The following is a 17,789-nucleotide window of genomic DNA, read 5'->3' on the forward strand; positions in this document are numbered from 1 at the left end:
CATGCCCGCTGGGCGGAGTGAGTATGACCCCACCCCGCCCAGCAGATTGCGGAGCCTACTTGGTCACGGCGTCCTGATTGGGGAGCGCCACGTACGGGAATGTGCCCAGGAAGGCATGGTCGTTGGCGTCGACACCGTCGCCGAGGGTGTCGAGGCCGGGCGCGCCGAGCAGAACGCCCTCGGCGGCCCGCAGTGTGATGTCGATGACATCGTCGGCAAGCCGACGCCCGTTGGGGAAGCCGGCGAGGTCGCCGCCGATGACACCGAGGCGGTTCGGTGCCGCGGCGGGCGCGACCCCGAGGTTGAGCCGGAGCTGCTCGCTCGGCTTGAAGTCCTTCTTCTTCACGTCGCCGTTGAGCAGCTGCGAGTTGAGGTCGGCCTGGACCGGCCCGCACGCCTTGCAGACGCCGGTGAGGAAGACCTCGACCAGGTCGTTGCGCGGTGTCGCGGGCGCCGGGATGCCGTAGATCGCCTGGACGAGCTTCGGCACCTCCGGGTTGGTGACATAGGACAGGAACTTGGCGTCCGCCTCCGGCTTGGTGGCGTTGAACTCGTTCTTGCGGCCGACCGGGATGACGACCTCGTTGACGAGCGGCATGCCGAGCCGGGAGACCTGCTTCAGCCCGCCCTTGTCGCCGGGGCGCAGGGTGGTCGTCCAGATCCCGACCACCGGGTTCCTCGTGGCGTTGCCCTTGAGCGCGAGCTCGCTCTTGGGCACCTGGAGCGCGATGGTGTTGACGTTGTAGCCCGACAGCGTGTCCTCGCCGACCTCGGTGAGGTTGCCGCCGTAGAGCAGGTCGAAGACGCGCAGGTCCAGGAAGAACGGGTCGTCGGCCTGCCCGGCGAAGCTCTTGCCCCCGCCGGGGATGGTCGTGACGGCCTCGGTCGCGAGCGTGCCGTAATTGGGCATCGACGCCTTACCGGTGAAGGACGGGGCGACCCTGGCCTTCGTGAGCAGCACCTTCGTACCGGACTTGGTGATCTTCTTCAGTGTGTAGGTCTGGTAGAAGTTCAGGTCCGGGTCGGTGAGCGAGGTGACCGGGCCGGTGTTGTAGAGGAACGTACCCTTGTTGCGGTAGGCGCTGGAGAACTCCCACCGGTATGTCACGTCCGGCTTGGCGTCGCCGTCATTGTCGATGTTGATGTCGTGCTGGGTGGCGACCCCGAACGGGTAGAAGTTCGGGCCGCCGTTGGGCTCCTCGAACGGCGTCCAGTTGGCGATCAGGGTGACCGTGGCGGCATTGTCCGGGCTCACGAAGGCGTAGAGATCGGTGTTGTCCAGCCGGGGCTGCCCGGCGATGAGCGGCGCCTCGCGGTGCGAGGAGGCGGTGGAGGCCGTCGGCGCCATTGAGGCGAAGCCGGTGGCCGCGAGACCGAGGGCGGCTGCGACGAGCGTGGCCCGCCGGATCCGCGTCGATCTGGTTGTCATATTTCCCCCATGGGTTGGCGGGCACATACGGTTATGTGCCTGGAGAGCGCCATCGGGCATTCGTTGTCGAACGCCCGTTGGATGGGGTCTAATTTGCCCTATTTTTGGGCGTTTCCGAGCCGCCTGGGTGCCGTTTGACGGTGCGTGTTGACATCAAGATTGCTGGCCGTCGGTGGCGCGGCCCTCCTGCTCACCGTGAGCGCCGGGATCGCGCTGCGGCACACCGCCGAAAAGGCGCCGGCCCCGACCGCCCAGACGGCGTCGCCGACCGCGCGCCTGGAGAGCTTCGTCGCGAAGACCAGGCAGCGCCTCGACCGGGTCCCCGGCGACTGGCCCGGCTGGGCCGAGCTCGGCATGGCCTACGTCCAGCTCGCCCGGGTCGGCTCCGACCCCGGCAACTACGCCCTCGCCGAGACCGCCCTCGCCAGATCCCTGTCGATCACTCCCGCCGCGTCGAACGCACCCGCCCTCACCGGCCAGGCGGCGCTCGCGGCCGCGCGCCACGACTTCACCGCGGCGGTCGGGCATGCCCGGTCGGCGGTACGCGTGGACGCCTACTCGGCCGACGCCTACGGCGCCCTCGCCGACGGTCTCATCGAGCTGGGACGCTATCCGGAGGGCTTCGCGGCGATCGACAGGATGATGGAACTGCGCCCGGACACCTCCTCCTACGGCCGGGCCTCCTACGCCGCCGAGCTGCGCGGGCAGACCGACCGGGCGAGCGCGCTGATGGAGCAGGCCCGGGAGTTCGCCGCCGACCCCGCCGAGCTCACCTTCGCCCTGCAGCACCTCGCCGAGCTCGACCTCGGCCGCGGCGACCTCGACGGTGCGGCGGCCACCCTCGACGGTGCGCTCGCCCGGTTCCCCGGGCACCCGCCGCTCGTCGTGGCACATGCCCGGCTGCTCGCCGCCCGGGGTGAGACCGCCCGTGCCATCGAGGAGCTGCGCCCGATCGTGGCCCGCCTGCCCCTCCCCGCGTACGCCACCCTCCTCGGCACCCTGCTCGCCACGACCGGCGCGCCGGAGGAGGCCCGGCAGCAGTTCGCCCTGGTCGACGCGGCGCGCCGGCTCGGGGCACCGGACATCGACACCGTGCTCTTCGAAGCGGACCACGGCGACCCGGCCCGGGCGGTCCGCGACGCACGCGAGCTGCACCGGGTCCGGGGCTCGATCGGTGCCGACGACGCCCTCGCCTGGGCACTGCACTCCGCCGGGCAGGACGCCGAGGCGCTGCGCTGGTCGGACCGGGCACTGCGCCTGGGCACCCGCGACGCGATGCTCCGGCACCACCGGGCGATGATCCACGAGGCGCTGGGCCACGTCGCGCAGGCGCGAGCCGACCTCGCCGCCGCGCGGGCGATCAACCCGTCCTACCCGGCGATGGCGGGTGGCCGATGATCCGCCGCATGATCGTCCTGCTCGGGGCCGCCGGACTCCTCGTCGCCGGGCTGCTCGCGTCGCCGGTCGCGGCGCACCCGCTCGGCGACTTCAGCCTCAACCAGGCGGTCGGGCTGCGGCTCACGCCGAACTCCGCCTCGATCGACTACGTGCTGGACCTCGCCGAGCTCGCCCTCGTCGCCGAGCGGCCCCGGATCGACGGCGGCTACCCGGGGCGGACCTGTGACGCGGCGGCCGAGCGGATCACCCTCGCCGTCGGCGGTCGCCGAGTGGAGCTGCTGGCCAGGGCGGGCGCCCTGACCTTCCCGGCCGGGGCGGGCGGGCTCGACACGATGCGGCTGGAGTGCCGACTCGTGGCGGACGTCCACATCGCCGCGCCGGTGGAGATCTCCCTGCGCAACGACGCGTACGCCGACCGGCTCGGCTGGCGCGAGATCACCGCGCTGGGGGAGGGGGTGGCGCTCGGCGGGTCCGGCGTGCCCGCCTCCGCCAGTCCCAGTCGGCGGCTGATGGCGTACCCCCCGGGTGGTTCGCGGGATGAGCGCGAGGTGCGGCTGAGCGCGCGGCCCGGGACGGCGGTGGCGGCGGGCCTCGGCGGGGCCGCCCTCCCCGCCGAGCAGAGCCGGTCGGCGGCGCTGACCGCGTGGTTCACGGCGCTGGTGGGGCGTCCGCAGCTGACGGTGGGGCTCGGGCTGCTCGGTTTCGCCGGTGCGCTGCTGCTCGGTGCCGGGCACGCGGCGGCGCCGGGGCACGGCAAGACGGTGATGGCGGCCTATATGTTGGGACGGCGCGGGCGGCGGCGGCAGGCGCTGACGATCGCGGCCACCGTGACCGCCACGCACACGGCCGGGGTGCTGGTGCTGGGCCTGGTGATCGCCGCCTCGTTCACGCTGGCGCCGCAGTCGCTCTACCGGTGGCTCGCGGTCGCGAACGGACTGCTCGTCGCGGCGATCGGCGCGGCCCTGCTCCGCCGGGCCCTGCGCGGCGACGCCGGCCACTCCCACTCCCACGGCGGCCACGCGCACCCCCACCCGCATCCGCACTCCGGCGGCGGCCATGGGCACCCGCACTCCCATGACGGCCATGCGAGTCTGCCCTCTCGCGACGACCACGCGCATCCGCACGACGACCACTCGCATCCGCACGACGACCACTCGCATCCGCACGACGACCATGCGCGTCCGCATGACCAGGACCACGCGCATCCGCATGGCGACCACGGCGATCACACGCACGACGACCACGAGCATTCGCACGACCACGGCGACCACGGGCATTCGCACGATCACGATCACGATCACGACCACGACCACGACCACGGGCCGAGTCGGCGGGCGCTGCTCGCGATGGGGTTCGCGGGCGGCATGACGCCGAGCCCGTCGGCGGTGGTGGTGCTGCTGGGGGCGGCTGCCCTCGGCCGGGCCTGGTACGGCGTGCTGCTCGTCCTCGCCTACGGCGCGGGGATGGCGCTGACCCTGACCGGCGTCGGTTTTCTGCTGGCCCGCTTCCACGACCGGCTCGGCGGGCTGATCACCGCGGGTCCCGGCGCGCTCCTGCTGCGCCGCGCACCCGTCGTGGCCGCCGCCGTGGTGGTCCTGGTAGGCCTGGGCGTAGCGGCATTCGCCCTCAACGACCTCACCGGCCTCGTTTTTTAGGACCGACTCTTCAAGAGTTGGTCCTAAAAATGCGCGCCGACGGACGGACGTCCTTCGGACCAACTCTTGAAGAGTCGGTCCTAAGGACGGCGACGGGAACGCACAAGATTCACAGTGCGGCGCGCTGGACCGGGCGGGGGAGCGGGGGTGCCGCCGTCACCAGGGCCACCGCCTCGCTCAGGTTCCTCGGACGGGGGATCCCGGCGGGCAGGTCCAGCCAGCCGGGGCCGGCGGCGACGATGAGCTTGGGCCGGGGCCGGGTCGCCGCGACCTCGGCGAGCTGCCGGTGATCGCCGGTCTCGGTCGTCTGCGACCAGAGGAAGAGCACGTCGGGGCCGGTACGGCGGATCGTCGCCTGCAGCGCGGCGGGCGGCACCCGGGCACCCAGGACGCGCGTGGCGACACCGCGCTCGCTCAGCGCGGCCGAGAGCGCCTCCAGCGGCAGCGTGTGCTGCTCCTCGTCGGCGCAGGCGAGCAGCACCTTCGCCCGGGTGGAGGGAGGGTGCACGGCGCCGAGTGCCGCGGAGACGGTGCCCGAGAGCAGGTGCTCGACCTCGACGAGGGCCTGGGTGGCGGCGTGCTTGCGCCCCACCGCGAGCAGCACCGGCACGATCATGCCGGTCCAGGTCTCGACGACGCCGTGCTCGGCGATGGCAGCGGCGAGCAGTTCGCGCATGGCGGCCGCGTCGAGTCGCATCGCGGCCCGGGCCAGCCCGCGCGTCGCCGGTCCGGCTGTGCCGACCGCGAGGGTGTTGCCGCCGCCGTCGCGGCTGGGAGCGGGGCGGCGCTGCTCCAGGACCCACGCCGCGGCCTGGGCGGGCGGGACGCCCTCGGTGGTGAGCCGGCGCATCATGGCGAGGCGGTCGAGGTCGGCGGGGAGGTAGCGGCGGTGCCGCCCGGGGCGGTGGTCCTGCGGTCCCAGCCCGTAGCGGCTGTCCCAGGTGCGCAGTGTCGTCACCGCGATGCCGAGGTGGCGGGCGACATCTCCCGCCGTCAGACCCTCGCCGGACATCGCGCTCACCCCCTCATCACGACAAGCCGACTCTAACCGTCACGATCTCCAGGGGCTCCCGGAACCCGGCAAATCGACTTGTCAATCGATGCAACAAACGTACTCCGACTGCTGTCCGCCGCCGACGGCCGACCGATTTCCCGTCAATCATTGACACATTCGAATTAATCTGGCTTCCTGGTTCCGGACACACACCAACGCCGCCTGGTGTGACGGTCCCTCGTGTGCACCACCCATCAGGAGGTCCCTTTGCTTAGGCGGCTGGGCATGACTGCCCTCAGCGTGCTGCTCGTCGCGGCGTTCACACCGCAACCCGCGCGGGCCAACCCCACTTTCCCCTATCCGTGGCCGGACTACTCGGTCGTGCCCGTGCTCTTCGTGCCGACGGACTGGTCGGTGAGCGACCCGGAAGTGCAGAACGAGGCAGCCTCGATCACCGCGGCCATGGCCGAGATCCGCACCTTCTACGCCACCAACAACGGCGGCAAGACCTTCCGCCTCAACGCGCTGCAGGTCGTGCAGGCCAACAGTGCGAAGGAGGCCTACGGGATCACCCACGACACGAGCAAGGACCTCTACGTCGACCGGGTGAGCCTCTCGCCGAACTTCGAGCACCTCGTCGTGAGCGAGCTCTACGCCCGGGGCTTCCCCACCCCGCCGGCGCAGAACCAGGCCGGCTACTCCACCCTGATCTTCGCCAAGGGCGCCGGCGGGTACGCCGGTGGCCGCGCCTACCCGGGTGTCCAGGGTGGCCACGCGATCCTCGGTGACTGGGCCATCGACAGCCTGGAGGGCGACCTCGCCGAGTGGCAGTACCCGTGGGGCTCCGGCAAGCGGCTGCAGACCGGTGCCGCCGCCCACGAGCTCGGCCACTCCTTCACCCTGCCGCACCCGGACGGCACCACCTGGCCCTACACCTCCACCGTGATGGGCAACTGGTGGGACTACCCGGCGATCGGGCTCAACAACAACGACCGCAGCCTGCTCGCCGCCGACCGGCCGCTCTTCTTCCCCGCTCCGCCGCCCCTGATCCCGGCCGCACCGACGGGCCAGCTCGCCGTGGCGCAGAGCGGCACGAGCGTCCGGGTGACCTGGGCCGACAACTCGAACAACGAGACCAGCTTCCAGATCTACAACGGCGTCACCACGGTCAGCGTCGGCGCCAACGCCACCTCCTACACGCAGACCGGGCTCGCGCCGGGCACCTACATGTGCTTCGCGATCAAGGCGGTCAACGCGGCCGGCAGTTCGGCGTGGACGCCGTACGCGTGCACGACGACCCCGACCGTGCCGGTGGCGCCGACCATCGGGACCGCGACCCCGCTGAGCACCTCGCAGATCCGGGTGACCTGGACCGACCGGTCGAACAACGAGACCGGATTCCAGATCTACGACGGTGTCGGCTACTTCACCGTCGGCGCCAACGCCACCAGCTTCACCAGGACCGGGCTCGCCTCGAAGACCTACATGTGCTTCGCGGTCAGGTCCTACAACCTGGCGGGTTACTCCGCCTGGACGCCGTACGCCTGCACGTCAACCCTCTAGCGCCAAGCGGTGGGTCCATCGTGGACCCACCGCTTGCCCCGGTGTGATCTCATTCAGCACGGGGAGGTGCCGGGTGACGGTCGACGGCTTGGACACGGCGGGATTCAACGAGGCGGAGCTCGCCCTGGCGGCGGGATTCGTCCGGGGCGAGCCGGTACGCACCGACGGCGCCGAGGTCCGCGGCTCGGTCATCGCCCGGGTGCTCTGCCGGCCCGGCGCCGAGACCGGTGCGTGGCCCCGGCCGGTGCTGCGCCTCATCGGTGCCCGGATCACCGGCGAGCTCGACCTCTCCTTCGTGGAGGTCGCGCACCCGCTGATCCTGGAGGACTGCGATGTCGAGCAGACCCCCGGGTTCTACTGGAGCCGGCTCAACTTCGTCAGCTTCCGCAACTCCCGGCTGCCCGGCCTGCTCGCCGCCAACGCCACCATCGACGGCCACCTGCGGCTCCTCGGCGCCCGGATCGACGGCGAGGTCAACCTCAAGGGCGCGAAGATCACCGGTGGGCTGCTGCTCAACCGCGCGCACCTCACCGTGCCGGGCGGGATGGCGCTCGACGCCGAGCGGGCCGAGATCGGCGGCGACATCCTCGCGGGCAGCGGCTTCCGGATGTCCGGTGCGATGCGCCTCTTCCAGGCCACGATCGCGGGCGGCGTGCTGATGGACGGCGCCGTCGTCGAGGGCGGCGGCGAGGGCAGCAGGTACGGCGTCATCGCGGCCGACAGCGTGGAGATCCGCGGCGGCTTCTCCATGCGCGGCGCCGCCGTCGCGGGCGAGATCAGCCTGCGGCACGGCCGGATCGGCGGCGCGGTCACCCTCAGCGGCGCCACGCTGGACAATCCGGACGGGGTGGCGTTGCGGCTGGACCGGGCCGAGGTCAACGCCGGGGTCAACCTGCACGACGGGTGCGTGATCACCGGCGAGACCCGGATGGTGAGCGCCCAGGTCGGCCGGACCCTGCGGCTGCGCGGCGGCACCTTCCGCAATCCCGGCGGGTTCGCCCTGCTCGCCGACGGGCTCGCCCTCGACGGCAACCTCGACGGTCAGGAACTCGTCGCGGAGGGCGAGGTGAGCATCATCGAGGGCCGGGTGACCGGGCCGATCAAGTTCGAGGGCGCCTCGATGTCGAACCCGGGCGGGCGCTCCCTGCGGACCACCGGCATCGTCGCCGGCTCCATCATGAACTGCTGCGACGGCTTCACCGCCACCGGGCGCGTCTCGGTGACGTCGGCCAAGGTCGGCAGCACCCTCTGCTTCGACGGGGCGACGCTGCTGGGGACGCCGGTGGCGCTGCGCGTCGTGCGTACCGAGGCGGGCACCCTGCGGATGAGCTTCGCCGAGCCGCCCGCGGGCCTGGTGGAGCTGCGGCACACGCGGATCGGCCTGCTGCGCGACGCGCGCGCGAGCTGGCCCGCCGCGCTGGACCTGGACGGCGTGACCTACCAGACGATGGAGCCGCTGCTCCCGGCCGCGCAGCGGCTGGAGTGGCTCGCCCGCGCGCCGGGACTGCCGCCGCAGCCCTATGAGCAGCTCGCCGCGCACTACCGCCAGGCGGGCGACGATGCGGCCGCGCGGCGCGTCCTGCACGCGCGGCAGCAGCGCCAGCGCGCGTCGGGGTCGTGGCCGTCGCGCGCCTGGGGCTGGCTGCAGGACATCACCGTGGGGTACGGCTACCGCCCGCAACGCGCAGCGGGGTGGCTGGCGGCGCTGCTCGCCCTCGGCACGATCGCGTTCAGCCTGCGCCCGCCGGTGCCGATCACGTCGCCGGGACCGCACTTCAACGCGCTCATCTACACGTTGGACCTGCTGCTGCCCGTGGTGAGCTTCGGACAGGAGACCGCGTTCGAGCCCCGCGGCGGCCAGCAGTGGCTCGCGTACGTGCTGATCATCGCCGGCTGGACCCTCGCGACGACGGCGGCGGCGGGCTTCACCCGGGCGATGAGCCGTTCGTAGGTCCCGTCGCGTCGCGGTCCGTCGCGTTGCGGCCCGTCACGTTTTGCAGCAAAGCGTGGTCTCGCACCGCGAAATAACCACGCTTTGCTGCAAAACGTGACACGGCGCCCGGTGTGCTGACGATATTGCGACATAGTGGACGCGCTGCTCTCGACGGGCGAGTGTCGGTGGTCGCCGGTAGCCTCCGTGTTGATGATGAAATGGTTCACGCCCTTCGCCGCACGACGCCTGCGTCGTGCCGCCCGGCAATACTTCGGTTGGACGACCCTGCGATCCGGACAGCTCGACGCCATGCGCGCGCTCTACCGGGGAAAGGACGCGCTGGTCATCCTGCCGACAGGCGGTGGCAAGTCCGCCGTCTACCAGGTGCCCGCGACGCTGCTCGGCCCGACGCTGGTGATCTCGCCGCTGCTCGCACTCCAGGCGGACCAGATCGCAGGCCTCAACGAGCGGGGCGACCCGATGCTGCGGGCGGTCCGGATCAGCTCCGCCGAGACGCCCCGGCAGCAGGAGCACGCCCTCGCCGAGATCAGGGCGGGCCGGGCCCGCTTCCTGTTCATCACGCCGGAGCAGCTCGCCAAGCCCGAGCGCCTCGCCGAGGTCAAGGCGCTCAAGCCCGCGCTCGTCGCGGTCGACGAGGCGCACTGCATCTCCGCCTGGGGCCACGAGTTCCGGCCGGACTATCTGGCGCTGGGCCACTACATCCGGGATCTCGGCCGGCCGCCGATCGTCGCGCTCACCGCGACCGCGTCGCCGCCGGTCCGCGACGACATCATCGCCCGCCTGGGCCTGAAGAACCCGACCACGGTCATCTCCGGTCTGGACCGGCCCAACATCTCGCTCGCGGTGGACTACTGCTCGACCGACGCCGCCCGCTGGCGCAGCCTCGTGACCTTCCTGAAGACGCAGGGATCCGACCGGCAGGGCATCATCTACGTGCCGACCAGGCGCGCTGCGGAGGAGCTCGCGGCGAAGCTGACCGGTGCCGGGTTCCCGGCCGAGTTCTACCACGGCGGTCTCGGTTCCGGCGCCCGCGAGGAGCGGCACGAGGAGTTCCTCGCCGACTCGGCACCGATCATGGTCGCGACCTCGGCGTTCGGCATGGGGATCGACAAGCCCGACATCCGCTATGTGGTGCACATGGCGCTGCCCGACTCGCCCGACAGCTACCAGCAGGAGATCGGCCGGGCCGGGCGTGACGGCCAGCCCGCGCAGGCGCTGCTGCTGTGGCGCGCCGAGGACGAGGCGCTCCAGCGCTACTTCACCGGCGGACCGCCCGATTTCAGCGAGCTCTGCCAGCTCGCCGTCGTGCTCCGCGAGGGCCCGACGAGCAAGACCGCGCTGGCGAAGAAGACCGGCCTCGGCGTGCGCAAGCTGCCGCAGCTGCTCGCCCTGCTGGAGGAGGTCGGCGCCGCCGCGACGCTCGCCAACAACCGCATCGTCGTGCCCACGCACGCGCCGCAGCCGTCGGTGGCGGCGAAGGCCGCGGTCGCCGAGGCCGAGCGGCGCCAGGCGCTGCAGCTCACCCGGGTCGAGATGATGCGCGGTTTCGCCCAGGGCACGGGCTGCCGCGGCCGCAAGTTGCTCGCCTACTTCGGCGAGCACGCGCCGGGCGACTGCGGGCACTGCGACAACTGCACCGCGGTTCCGCGCGCGGGTGCTCCCGCACCAGCCCCGGCTCAGCGCGGCGGCGAGCCCTTCGCCGTGCACAGCAGCGTCCGCCACGGTGACTGGGGGATCGGCATGGTCCTCGCCTATGAGCAGGACAAGATGACCGTCCTCTTCGACGAGGTGGGCTACAAGACCCTCTCCGTGCCGGTGGTCGTGGGGCAGAAGCTGCTGGTCCCGGCATGAGATGAGGCATTGACATCGCTTCATAGCATCGGCCGATGATGGAAGAAGAGCTGAGGATCGATGGCGTCCGGACCTCGTGGATCGACATCCCGGCGCGGTCGGACGTGGCATTCCTGTTCGACACCGGACCCGGGTGGGAGCACGTCGACATCCGGGGCGTGACCAGGCTCGGGATGCAGGCCGTCATCCAGGCCCTGCCCCCGGCGTTCGGGGTGTCGTCGATGATCCTGCCGGACGGGGTGTCCTTCCGATTCGACGGGCCGAACGATCGGCTCGGCGCCGTCCTGGGCGCGATCTGCGGCGAGGTCTCCGGGCGCGGACGCCCCAGGGACCTGGCCCGGGCGGCCCGCACGGCACCGGATCCGCATCCTTACAGCGTGGGGCTCAACCTGACCAGCGCCTGGGCCTCGCTCGTCGGACGGCAGCTGCCGGGCCGGGCCGGGAACCGCTGGCCGGAGGTCGACCTGCGGCGGCTGACCGACGCCGATGTGGCCCGTCACCTCGCCGACAACTTCACCACCGGGAGGGCGGGGCTGGCGCTGCACGCGAAACCGCCTGCCGACCTGCGGTTGCCGCTGCCGCCGGGCCCGGGCCGCCCGCCCGCCACGCCCAGCACCGGCTTCTACTACCGGGACACGGTCATCGCACCGGGCCTCTCGCTCTTCGCCGCCGCGCACAGCTGGGAGGTGACCCGGTTGATGCTGGTGCTGAGCGACCGGGTGGACGCGCCCTTGCAGGCACAGGGGCACTACCCCGCCCGCGCCAACTCGGTGTCGCTGAGCGACGACAGCGCTCTGTTCGGCCTGTGCCCGGTGCGCTTCGAACCCGCACCGGCCATCGCCGCCGCGACCGCGCAGTTCCTCTGGCGGCAGGCCCACCTGCTGGCGGAGCAGGGCCCCACCGCGGAAGAGCTGCCCGAATTCGACGATGCCGGACTTGCCGCCTACCGCACGGCGCTGCACGAGACCGCCACCGTCGTCCTGCCGTACGGCACCGAGACACAGTTCCCGGGGTTGCCGGCCCGCACGTGCTGGACTAACGGTGTGCCCATCGACGCCGAGGAGCTCACGCCGGGTCGCTTCCAACGCCGTCCGCAGACCGCACGGCGTCTGCTCGTCTCGCCGCAGTCGGTGTCGGTGGCGAACGACGGCGGCGTCACCCACACCACCAACCTCGCCGACCTGCTCATCATCGTCGGCAAGGAGCGGCTCTGGCTCGGCGACCTGGCGCACCACTGCGTGCTGGAGATCTCCGAGTTCGCCGGTCAGCGCAAGCGCCTGCTGTCGCTGGTCCAGCCGGTGCGCGTCCGCACCGTGGCCGGTTAGCCCAGATCCTCGATGGCCTGGGAGATGCCCCGGTGGAAGGTGGGGTAGGCGAAGATCATGCTGCGCAGGGTCTCGATCGGGGTCTCGGCGTGCACCGCGAGCGCCAGCGCGCCGAGCACCTCGCCGCCGACCGGCCCGGCCGAGGTCGCCCCGACCAGCACACCCCGAGCGGTGTCGGCGACGACCTTGATGAACCCGTCGTTGCCCGCCTTGTGGATCCAGCCGCGGGTCGACGACGCCGTGGTGGCGAAGCCGGTCGCCACGGCGATGCCGCGCTCGCGGGCCTGCGCCTCGGTGAGCCCGACCGCGCCGATCTCCGGGTCGGTGAAGGTCACCCGGGGCAGCGCCTTGTAGTCGGCGGCCGGTCCGGGCTCGCCGAGGATGTCGCGGATCGCGATCCCGGCCTGGTACATCGCGATGTGGGTGAAGGCGCCCCGCCCCGCGACGTCGCCGACGGCCCAGAGCCGCTCACCGGCGCGCATCCGGTCGTCGACCTCGACCGCCTTCGCCTTCGGGTCCAGGCCGACGGTGTCGAGGCCCAGCCCGGTCGTGTCGACGCGGCGTCCGACCGCCACGAGCAGGCGCTCCGCGGTCACGTCACCGCCCGTCGTGGTGACGGTGAAGGCTTCGCCATCGTGGCGTACGCCGGTGGCGCGCGCCCCGGTCCGCACCTCGATGCCGTCGGCGGCCAGCGCCCGCTCGGCGAGCTCCGACGACTCGGGCTCCTCCAGGGCGAGCAACCGGTCACCGGCCTCCACCACGGTGACCACGGTGCCGAAGCGGGCGAACGACTGCGCCAGCTCCAGGCCGATCGCCCCGCCGCCGAGCACGATCATCGACGCGGGGGCCGCCTTCGCCTCGATGGCTTCCTTGTTGGTCCAGAACGGCGTACCGGCCAATCCGTCGATCGGCGGGACCACCGCGACCGTGCCGGTGGCGACGACCGTGCCCCGGCGGGCGGTGAACTCGCGCTCGCCCACGACGACCCGGTCCTGGCCGACGATCCTGCCGCGACCGCGGACGAAGATGCCGCCCTTGCCGGTGAACCGGTCGACCGCGACCTTGTCGTCCCAGTCGTCGGTCGCCTCGTCGCGGATGCGCGCGGCGACCGGCGCCCAGTCGGGCATGACCTGGGCGGTGCCCGCGATCCCGTCGATGCGCCCGCCCTCGGCGAGCAGATTCCCAGCCCGGATCATCATCTTGCTCGGGATGCACCCCCAGTAGGGGCACGTGCCGCCGACCAGCGTGTCCTCGATCCCGACCACGCGCAGGCCGGCCTCGGCGAGCTTGCCGCCGACCTCCTCGCCGCCGACGCCGAGCCCGATGACGATGATGTCCACTTCTTCAGCCACGACCGCCAGTATCGTCCAGACCCACCGACGCCGCGCGGTGATCACGGTGAACGTTCCGAGGTCTTAATATTTCGCAGCGGGTGCGAAACGCGACATGATGGATCGTCGTGACGTGCTGACTGACGGTGGGGAGTGATCGTGCAGGCGATCCTGGCAGCCCGGCTCTTCGACGGCGTCGACGCCGTCCCGATCGACCGGCCCGTGGTGCTGGTCGATGACGGCCGCATCGCCGGTGTCGGCGCCGAGGTGCCCGCCGGTGCCGAGGTCGTCGACCTGGGTGATGTCACCCTGCTGCCCGGCCTCGTCGACGCCCACATCCACCTCTGTCTCGATGCCGGCACCAACCCGGTCGGGCGGCTCGCCACGATCGGCGACGACGAGCTGCGCGTCGAGATGCGGGCGGCGGCGCGCCGGGCCCTGCTCGGCGGGGTCACGACGATCCGGGACCTGGGTGATCGCAGCTACCTCGCGCTCGGCCTGCGGGACGAGTTCGCCGCGGATCTGACGGCCGGGCCGCAGCTCCTCACGGCCGGCCCGCCGATCACCACCCCGCGCGGGCACTGCTGGTTCCTCGGCGGCGAGACCGAGGGCGTCGAGGGCATCCGGGCCGCGGTGCGCGAACGCGCCGAACGCGGTGTCGACGTGATCAAGGTGATGGCGACCGGTGGCGAGCTGACCGTCGGCACCTGGCCCTACCAGGCCCAGTTCAGCGTCGAGGAGCTGCGGGCCGCCGTCGACGAGGCACACCGGCACGGCCTGCCGATCACCGCGCACGCCCACGGCGTCGCGGGCATCGCCAACGCGACGGCCGCCGGGGTCGACACGGTGGAGCACTGCTCCTTCATCACCCCCACCGGCGCCACCGCCGACCAGGCGGTGATCGACGGGCTGGTCGCGGCCGGGGTGACGGTCTCGGCGACCCTCGGGCACCTGCCCGGCTTCACCGCCACGCCGCGGACGGTGTCGCTCATCGCCGACCTCAACGTGGTCTTCGCTCGGATCCGGGAGTCGGGTGTCCGGGTGATCTGCAGCAGCGACGCCGGGATCGGCCCCGCCAAGCCGCACGACGTGCTGCCCTACGGCGCGGGGGAGATGGTCGAGCTGCTCGGCTACTCCACCGCTTACGCGCTGCGCTCGGTGACCTCGATGGCCGCGCAGGAGTGCCGGGTCGGCGACCGCAAGGGGCGCATCGCACCCGGATTCGACGCCGACCTGCTCGCGGTCGACGGCGATCCGCTCGCCGACATCACCGCGCTGCGCTCGATCAGCGCGGTGATCCGGGGCGGGCAGCGGGTCCGCTGACGACCACGGGTCGTCAGCGGCTGGACGTCGCCAGTGCCTCGTCGGTCGCCGGGGGCCGGACCTCGGTGAAGACGTGCGCGTTCATCGCCCAGAAGCGGAACGCCGTCGCCAGCCCCAGCCCGACGACGTTGGCCGCGATGTTGTCCGCGAGCACGCCGGTGAAGCCGAGCACGTAGTGCGAGACGGCGAGGGTGCCGACGGTGATGCCGAGCCCGATCAGGCAGACCACGACGAAGACCACGAACTCGCGGTGGGCCGCTGTGCGCCGCTTCTCGCTGAAGGTCCAGTAGCGGTGGCCCAGCCACGAGACCACGATGCCGAGGCTCGTGGAGATGACCTTGGCGGTCAGCGGCTGGTTGTAGAGGGGGCCCTCGCCACCGGCGTAGCGCAGCAGGTTGAAGAGGCCGACATCGGCGACGAGGCCGATCATGCCGACGACGCCGAACCTGGCCAGCCGTTGGAGGTTCTGGCGGAGCAGGCCATATCCGCGTTGAATCAGGGACAAGCGCGTTCCAATGTTCGTCGGGTCATGCCGTTACAGGTTAGCCGCTCCGCGACGCTCCGCGGAACCGAAGTGGCTCGGTCAGCTGCCGGGTGTGAACTCGTAGACATCCACGCCGTCCGACTGGAAGCGCAGCGTCGCGAAGGGCTCCAGGCTCTGCGCGTACGGCCGGGTGTGGTCGACGTAGACCCACCGGACGCCCCGTTCGCGCAGCTGGCGGGCACCGTCGGCGGTCGGCTGGGCGATGAAGCCGTCGTTGAGTGCCTGCAGGTCCTGGTGCCAGTAGCTCACCGAGATCGAGTCGCGCCCGTTGGGACCCAGCTTGGCCGACATCGGCGTCGCCGTCCACCCTTCCAGCAGCACCTGGCGCTCGCTGAAGGCGGCGACGACGAACCGGCGGCTGTCGCAGTTGAAGGGCTCGATCGGCGTGGTGCAGTGGCGGTTCGACATCACCACGTCATCGACGTCCGAATGATCGCGGATCCACCGCGCCGCGTCGATCTCGCCACGCGAGGTCGCCAGCGTCTGCGTCATCGGGATCGGCTTGCGCGGTGCTGCGGGCTTGGCGCGCAGCGCGTAGACGGTCACGTAGACGCCCCCGGCCAGGACGGTCAGGATCAGGGCCGCTCCGGTGAGGCGGAGGCGCTGTGCCCGGTCGGTCGCGGTGAACCAGGTCAGCGCTGCGATCGCCACCAGCACCAGCGCGGCGATGCCGAGCAGGCCGGTGACGCGCAGCCAGGCCCCGCCCTGGACCGGGCCGAGGATGACCGGGCCGAGCGCGACGAGCACCAGACCGCCGACGAGCCCGGTCACCGCGAGGCGGATGCGCTGCGACCTCTCGGTGATCACGTCGGCGAGGGCGGCGAGGCCCAGCACGGAGCCGAGCGCGAGCACGGGCTCGGCGGTGCGGACGAAATACCACTGGCTCCACCCGGGGTGGGCGAAGACCACGATCGCGCCGACGCTCGCCACTCCGGCACCGATGAGCAGCCACGTCGTGGGGGAGCGGCGGCCGGACCGGCTGAAGAGCAGCGCGAGGGCACCCGAGCCGCGGGCCAGGGCACCACCGGCGGCGAGCAGGAAGATCAGGAAGTACTGGTAGGCGTTCTGCGGGTTGCCCAGCCACCTGGCGGCGGCGGTCTGCTCGGCGGCGTCGGTGGGGCTGATGTGCAGCCCTGCGCCGGAGCCGTGGAAGACCACGACCACGGAGAAGATGAGGACGCCGATCACCATCGCCAGGTCGCCGAGGACCGCGCGGATCTGGCCGCGGTTGAAGACGAACATCGCCACCAGGGCGAGGCCCAGTCCCGCGACGACGAGGGGGAGCGTCGACCCCTTGGAGCCCGAGGCGCCGAGGGCGAGCAGCGGCAGCACGAAGACGCTGCCGGAGAGCATCGCCTTCTTCCAGCGCAGCGCCATGACGAGCACGGCACCGACCAGCATCGGCGCGCCCAGGCCCAGGCTCGGCGAGAGCGGGGTGAGCGGGAACCCGGCCGAGATGGCGCCGACGACGTTGAGATCGCCCCCGATGAGCGCGATGGCGCCCGCGGCCGGACCGGCCCAGGCGTGCCCGGTGAGCCGGACGGCGGCGATCGCGACGGAGAGCACCACGACGACCGGCATCAGGGCCGGCATGAAGCGGAAGAGCACCTCGTCGAGGCCGGCCGTGGAGGTCTGCGAGACCTGGGCGACCCAGGCGTGGCTGAACCAGTGGTAGGCCAGCGATTCGCTCTCGACCCACGGGAAGGTGGTCGGGCCGCGGTGGGCGAGCTGTCCGGCGAGCGCGAGGTGCAGGTAGGCGTCGATGTCGGGGGCGCGAGCACCGGACGGCCAGCTCAGCGGCACCATCCGGAAATAGCTGCGCAGCTGCGGCGCCATGAAGAGGAAGAGGAACGCGATGGGCGGGCCCCACCACCAGGGCAGCGCGCGGGTCTGCGCCGCCAGGATCCGGGCTCGGGAACCCGGCGCGGCGAGCAGCGCGACCGCCACGAGCAGCGGGCTGAAGGAGAGCAGCTGGACGTGGGCGAGCCCGGCGCCGACCTGCGCGATGATCGCGAGGACCGAGCCGATGGCGAAGCCGATGACGAGGTCTTCGACGAGCCAGCCCGGGCGGGGCCGGACCGAACGCCACACCAGCGCGCCGGGCAGCACCTGGACCAGCAGCACGGAGAGCGCGGCGGTGAGGGCGCTCCCGATCGGCAGCTCGACGCGGATGGCGTAGCCCATCAGGGCGAGCCCGGCCAGCAGCGGAGCATAGGCGCAGAGCTTCTTGAAGATCTTGGCGATCGTCGAGTCCGAGGACGCCTGCTCGCGGGGGTTCGCGGGTGCCGGCGTCGTTGCGGTCTGCGCCACGATTCTCCTCGGTGTCTGGATTGTCGAAGTTGTGTCGAGGTCCCGCCCGACTCGCTGGAGTATAGGTTGCACCATGAGTTCCCGCTGGTCCCCCGGTACTGCTAGCCTTCTG

At 71.9% G+C, this 17,789-nt stretch carries 12 protein-coding genes; 7 read left to right on the top strand and 5 right to left on the bottom strand.

What is annotated here, in order from left to right:
- Positions 1-55: 55 nt before the first annotated feature.
- The gene (locus tag F4553_RS33165) at positions 56-1,429 is read right to left on the bottom strand and encodes a DUF4331 domain-containing protein (protein WP_184844239.1); all 1,374 of its coding nucleotides are present in this window, start codon (positions 1,427-1,429) and stop codon (positions 56-58) included.
- A 147-nt stretch (positions 1,430-1,576) separates the two neighbouring features.
- Between F4553_RS33165 and F4553_RS33170 the strand changes: the two genes are divergently transcribed.
- Together F4553_RS33170 and F4553_RS42045 are read left to right on the top strand one after the other, a co-directional pair.
- Positions 1,577-2,827, top strand: a complete 1,251-nt coding sequence (locus F4553_RS33170) for a tetratricopeptide repeat protein (protein ID WP_184844242.1) — start codon at positions 1,577-1,579, stop codon at positions 2,825-2,827.
- Between the two features lie 8 nt (positions 2,828-2,835).
- Positions 2,836-4,482, top strand: a complete 1,647-nt coding sequence (locus tag F4553_RS42045; protein ID WP_184844245.1) for a hypothetical protein — start codon at positions 2,836-2,838, stop codon at positions 4,480-4,482.
- A gap of 109 nt (positions 4,483-4,591) precedes the next feature.
- Here F4553_RS42045 and F4553_RS33180 read toward each other — a convergent pair whose 3' ends face one another.
- Positions 4,592-5,494: a MerR family transcriptional regulator gene (locus tag F4553_RS33180; RefSeq protein WP_184844248.1), complete on the bottom strand. Its 903-nt coding sequence runs from the start codon at positions 5,492-5,494 to the stop codon at positions 4,592-4,594.
- 267 nt (positions 5,495-5,761) lie between these two features.
- Between F4553_RS33180 and F4553_RS33185 the strand changes: the two genes are divergently transcribed.
- From F4553_RS33185 to F4553_RS33200, 4 genes are all read left to right on the top strand, one after another.
- Positions 5,762-7,039: a fibronectin type III domain-containing protein gene (locus F4553_RS33185; RefSeq protein ID WP_184844251.1), complete on the top strand. Its 1,278-nt coding sequence runs from the start codon at positions 5,762-5,764 to the stop codon at positions 7,037-7,039.
- A gap of 73 nt (positions 7,040-7,112) precedes the next feature.
- Positions 7,113-8,990, top strand: coding sequence for a translocation/assembly module TamB domain-containing protein (locus F4553_RS33190; protein WP_184844254.1), 1,878 nt, complete (start codon positions 7,113-7,115; stop codon positions 8,988-8,990).
- A 195-nt stretch (positions 8,991-9,185) separates the two neighbouring features.
- Positions 9,186-10,844, top strand: coding sequence for a RecQ family ATP-dependent DNA helicase (locus tag F4553_RS33195; protein ID WP_184847221.1), 1,659 nt, complete (start codon positions 9,186-9,188; stop codon positions 10,842-10,844).
- A 35-nt stretch (positions 10,845-10,879) separates the two neighbouring features.
- On the top strand, positions 10,880-12,169 hold the full coding sequence (locus F4553_RS33200; RefSeq protein WP_184844257.1) for a hypothetical protein: 1,290 nt from the start codon (positions 10,880-10,882) through the stop codon (positions 12,167-12,169).
- Here the strand turns inward: F4553_RS33200 and F4553_RS33205 are convergent.
- Positions 12,166-13,521 (bottom strand): dihydrolipoyl dehydrogenase family protein, encoded by a 1,356-nt coding sequence (locus tag F4553_RS33205; protein ID WP_184844260.1) that lies wholly within the window; start codon positions 13,519-13,521, stop codon positions 12,166-12,168. The genes F4553_RS33200 and F4553_RS33205 overlap by 4 nt on opposite strands.
- A gap of 138 nt (positions 13,522-13,659) precedes the next feature.
- Between F4553_RS33205 and F4553_RS33210 the strand changes: the two genes are divergently transcribed.
- The gene (locus tag F4553_RS33210; protein ID WP_184844264.1) at positions 13,660-14,823 is read left to right on the top strand and encodes an amidohydrolase family protein; all 1,164 of its coding nucleotides are present in this window, start codon (positions 13,660-13,662) and stop codon (positions 14,821-14,823) included.
- 13 nt (positions 14,824-14,836) lie between these two features.
- Here the strand turns inward: F4553_RS33210 and F4553_RS33215 are convergent, their stop codons facing one another.
- Together F4553_RS33215 and F4553_RS33220 are read right to left on the bottom strand one after the other, a co-directional pair.
- Positions 14,837-15,328, bottom strand: a complete 492-nt coding sequence (locus tag F4553_RS33215; protein ID WP_184844267.1) for a GtrA family protein — start codon at positions 15,326-15,328, stop codon at positions 14,837-14,839.
- A gap of 78 nt (positions 15,329-15,406) precedes the next feature.
- Complete coding sequence (locus F4553_RS33220) at positions 15,407-17,677, bottom strand: hypothetical protein (protein WP_184844270.1); 2,271 nt, start codon at positions 17,675-17,677, stop codon at positions 15,407-15,409.
- Between the last annotated feature and the right edge of the window lie 112 nt (positions 17,678-17,789).

The organism is Allocatelliglobosispora scoriae (genome assembly GCF_014204945.1).
Classification (GTDB): domain Bacteria; phylum Actinomycetota; class Actinomycetes; order Mycobacteriales; family Micromonosporaceae; genus Allocatelliglobosispora; species Allocatelliglobosispora scoriae.

Coding starts and splice junctions, on each gene's coding strand:
- F4553_RS33195 (WP_184847221.1), top strand. CDS start 9,186: ATGAAATGGTTCACGCCCTTCGCCGCACGACGCCTGCGTCGTGCCGCC.
- F4553_RS33180 (WP_184844248.1), bottom strand. CDS start 5,494: ATGTCCGGCGAGGGTCTGACGGCGGGAGATGTCGCCCGCCACCTCGGC.
- F4553_RS42045 (WP_184844245.1), top strand. CDS start 2,836: ATGATCGTCCTGCTCGGGGCCGCCGGACTCCTCGTCGCCGGGCTGCTC.
- F4553_RS33165 (WP_184844239.1), bottom strand. CDS start 1,429: ATGACAACCAGATCGACGCGGATCCGGCGGGCCACGCTCGTCGCAGCC.
- F4553_RS33200 (WP_184844257.1), top strand. CDS start 10,880: ATGATGGAAGAAGAGCTGAGGATCGATGGCGTCCGGACCTCGTGGATC.
- F4553_RS33185 (WP_184844251.1), top strand. CDS start 5,762: ATGACTGCCCTCAGCGTGCTGCTCGTCGCGGCGTTCACACCGCAACCC.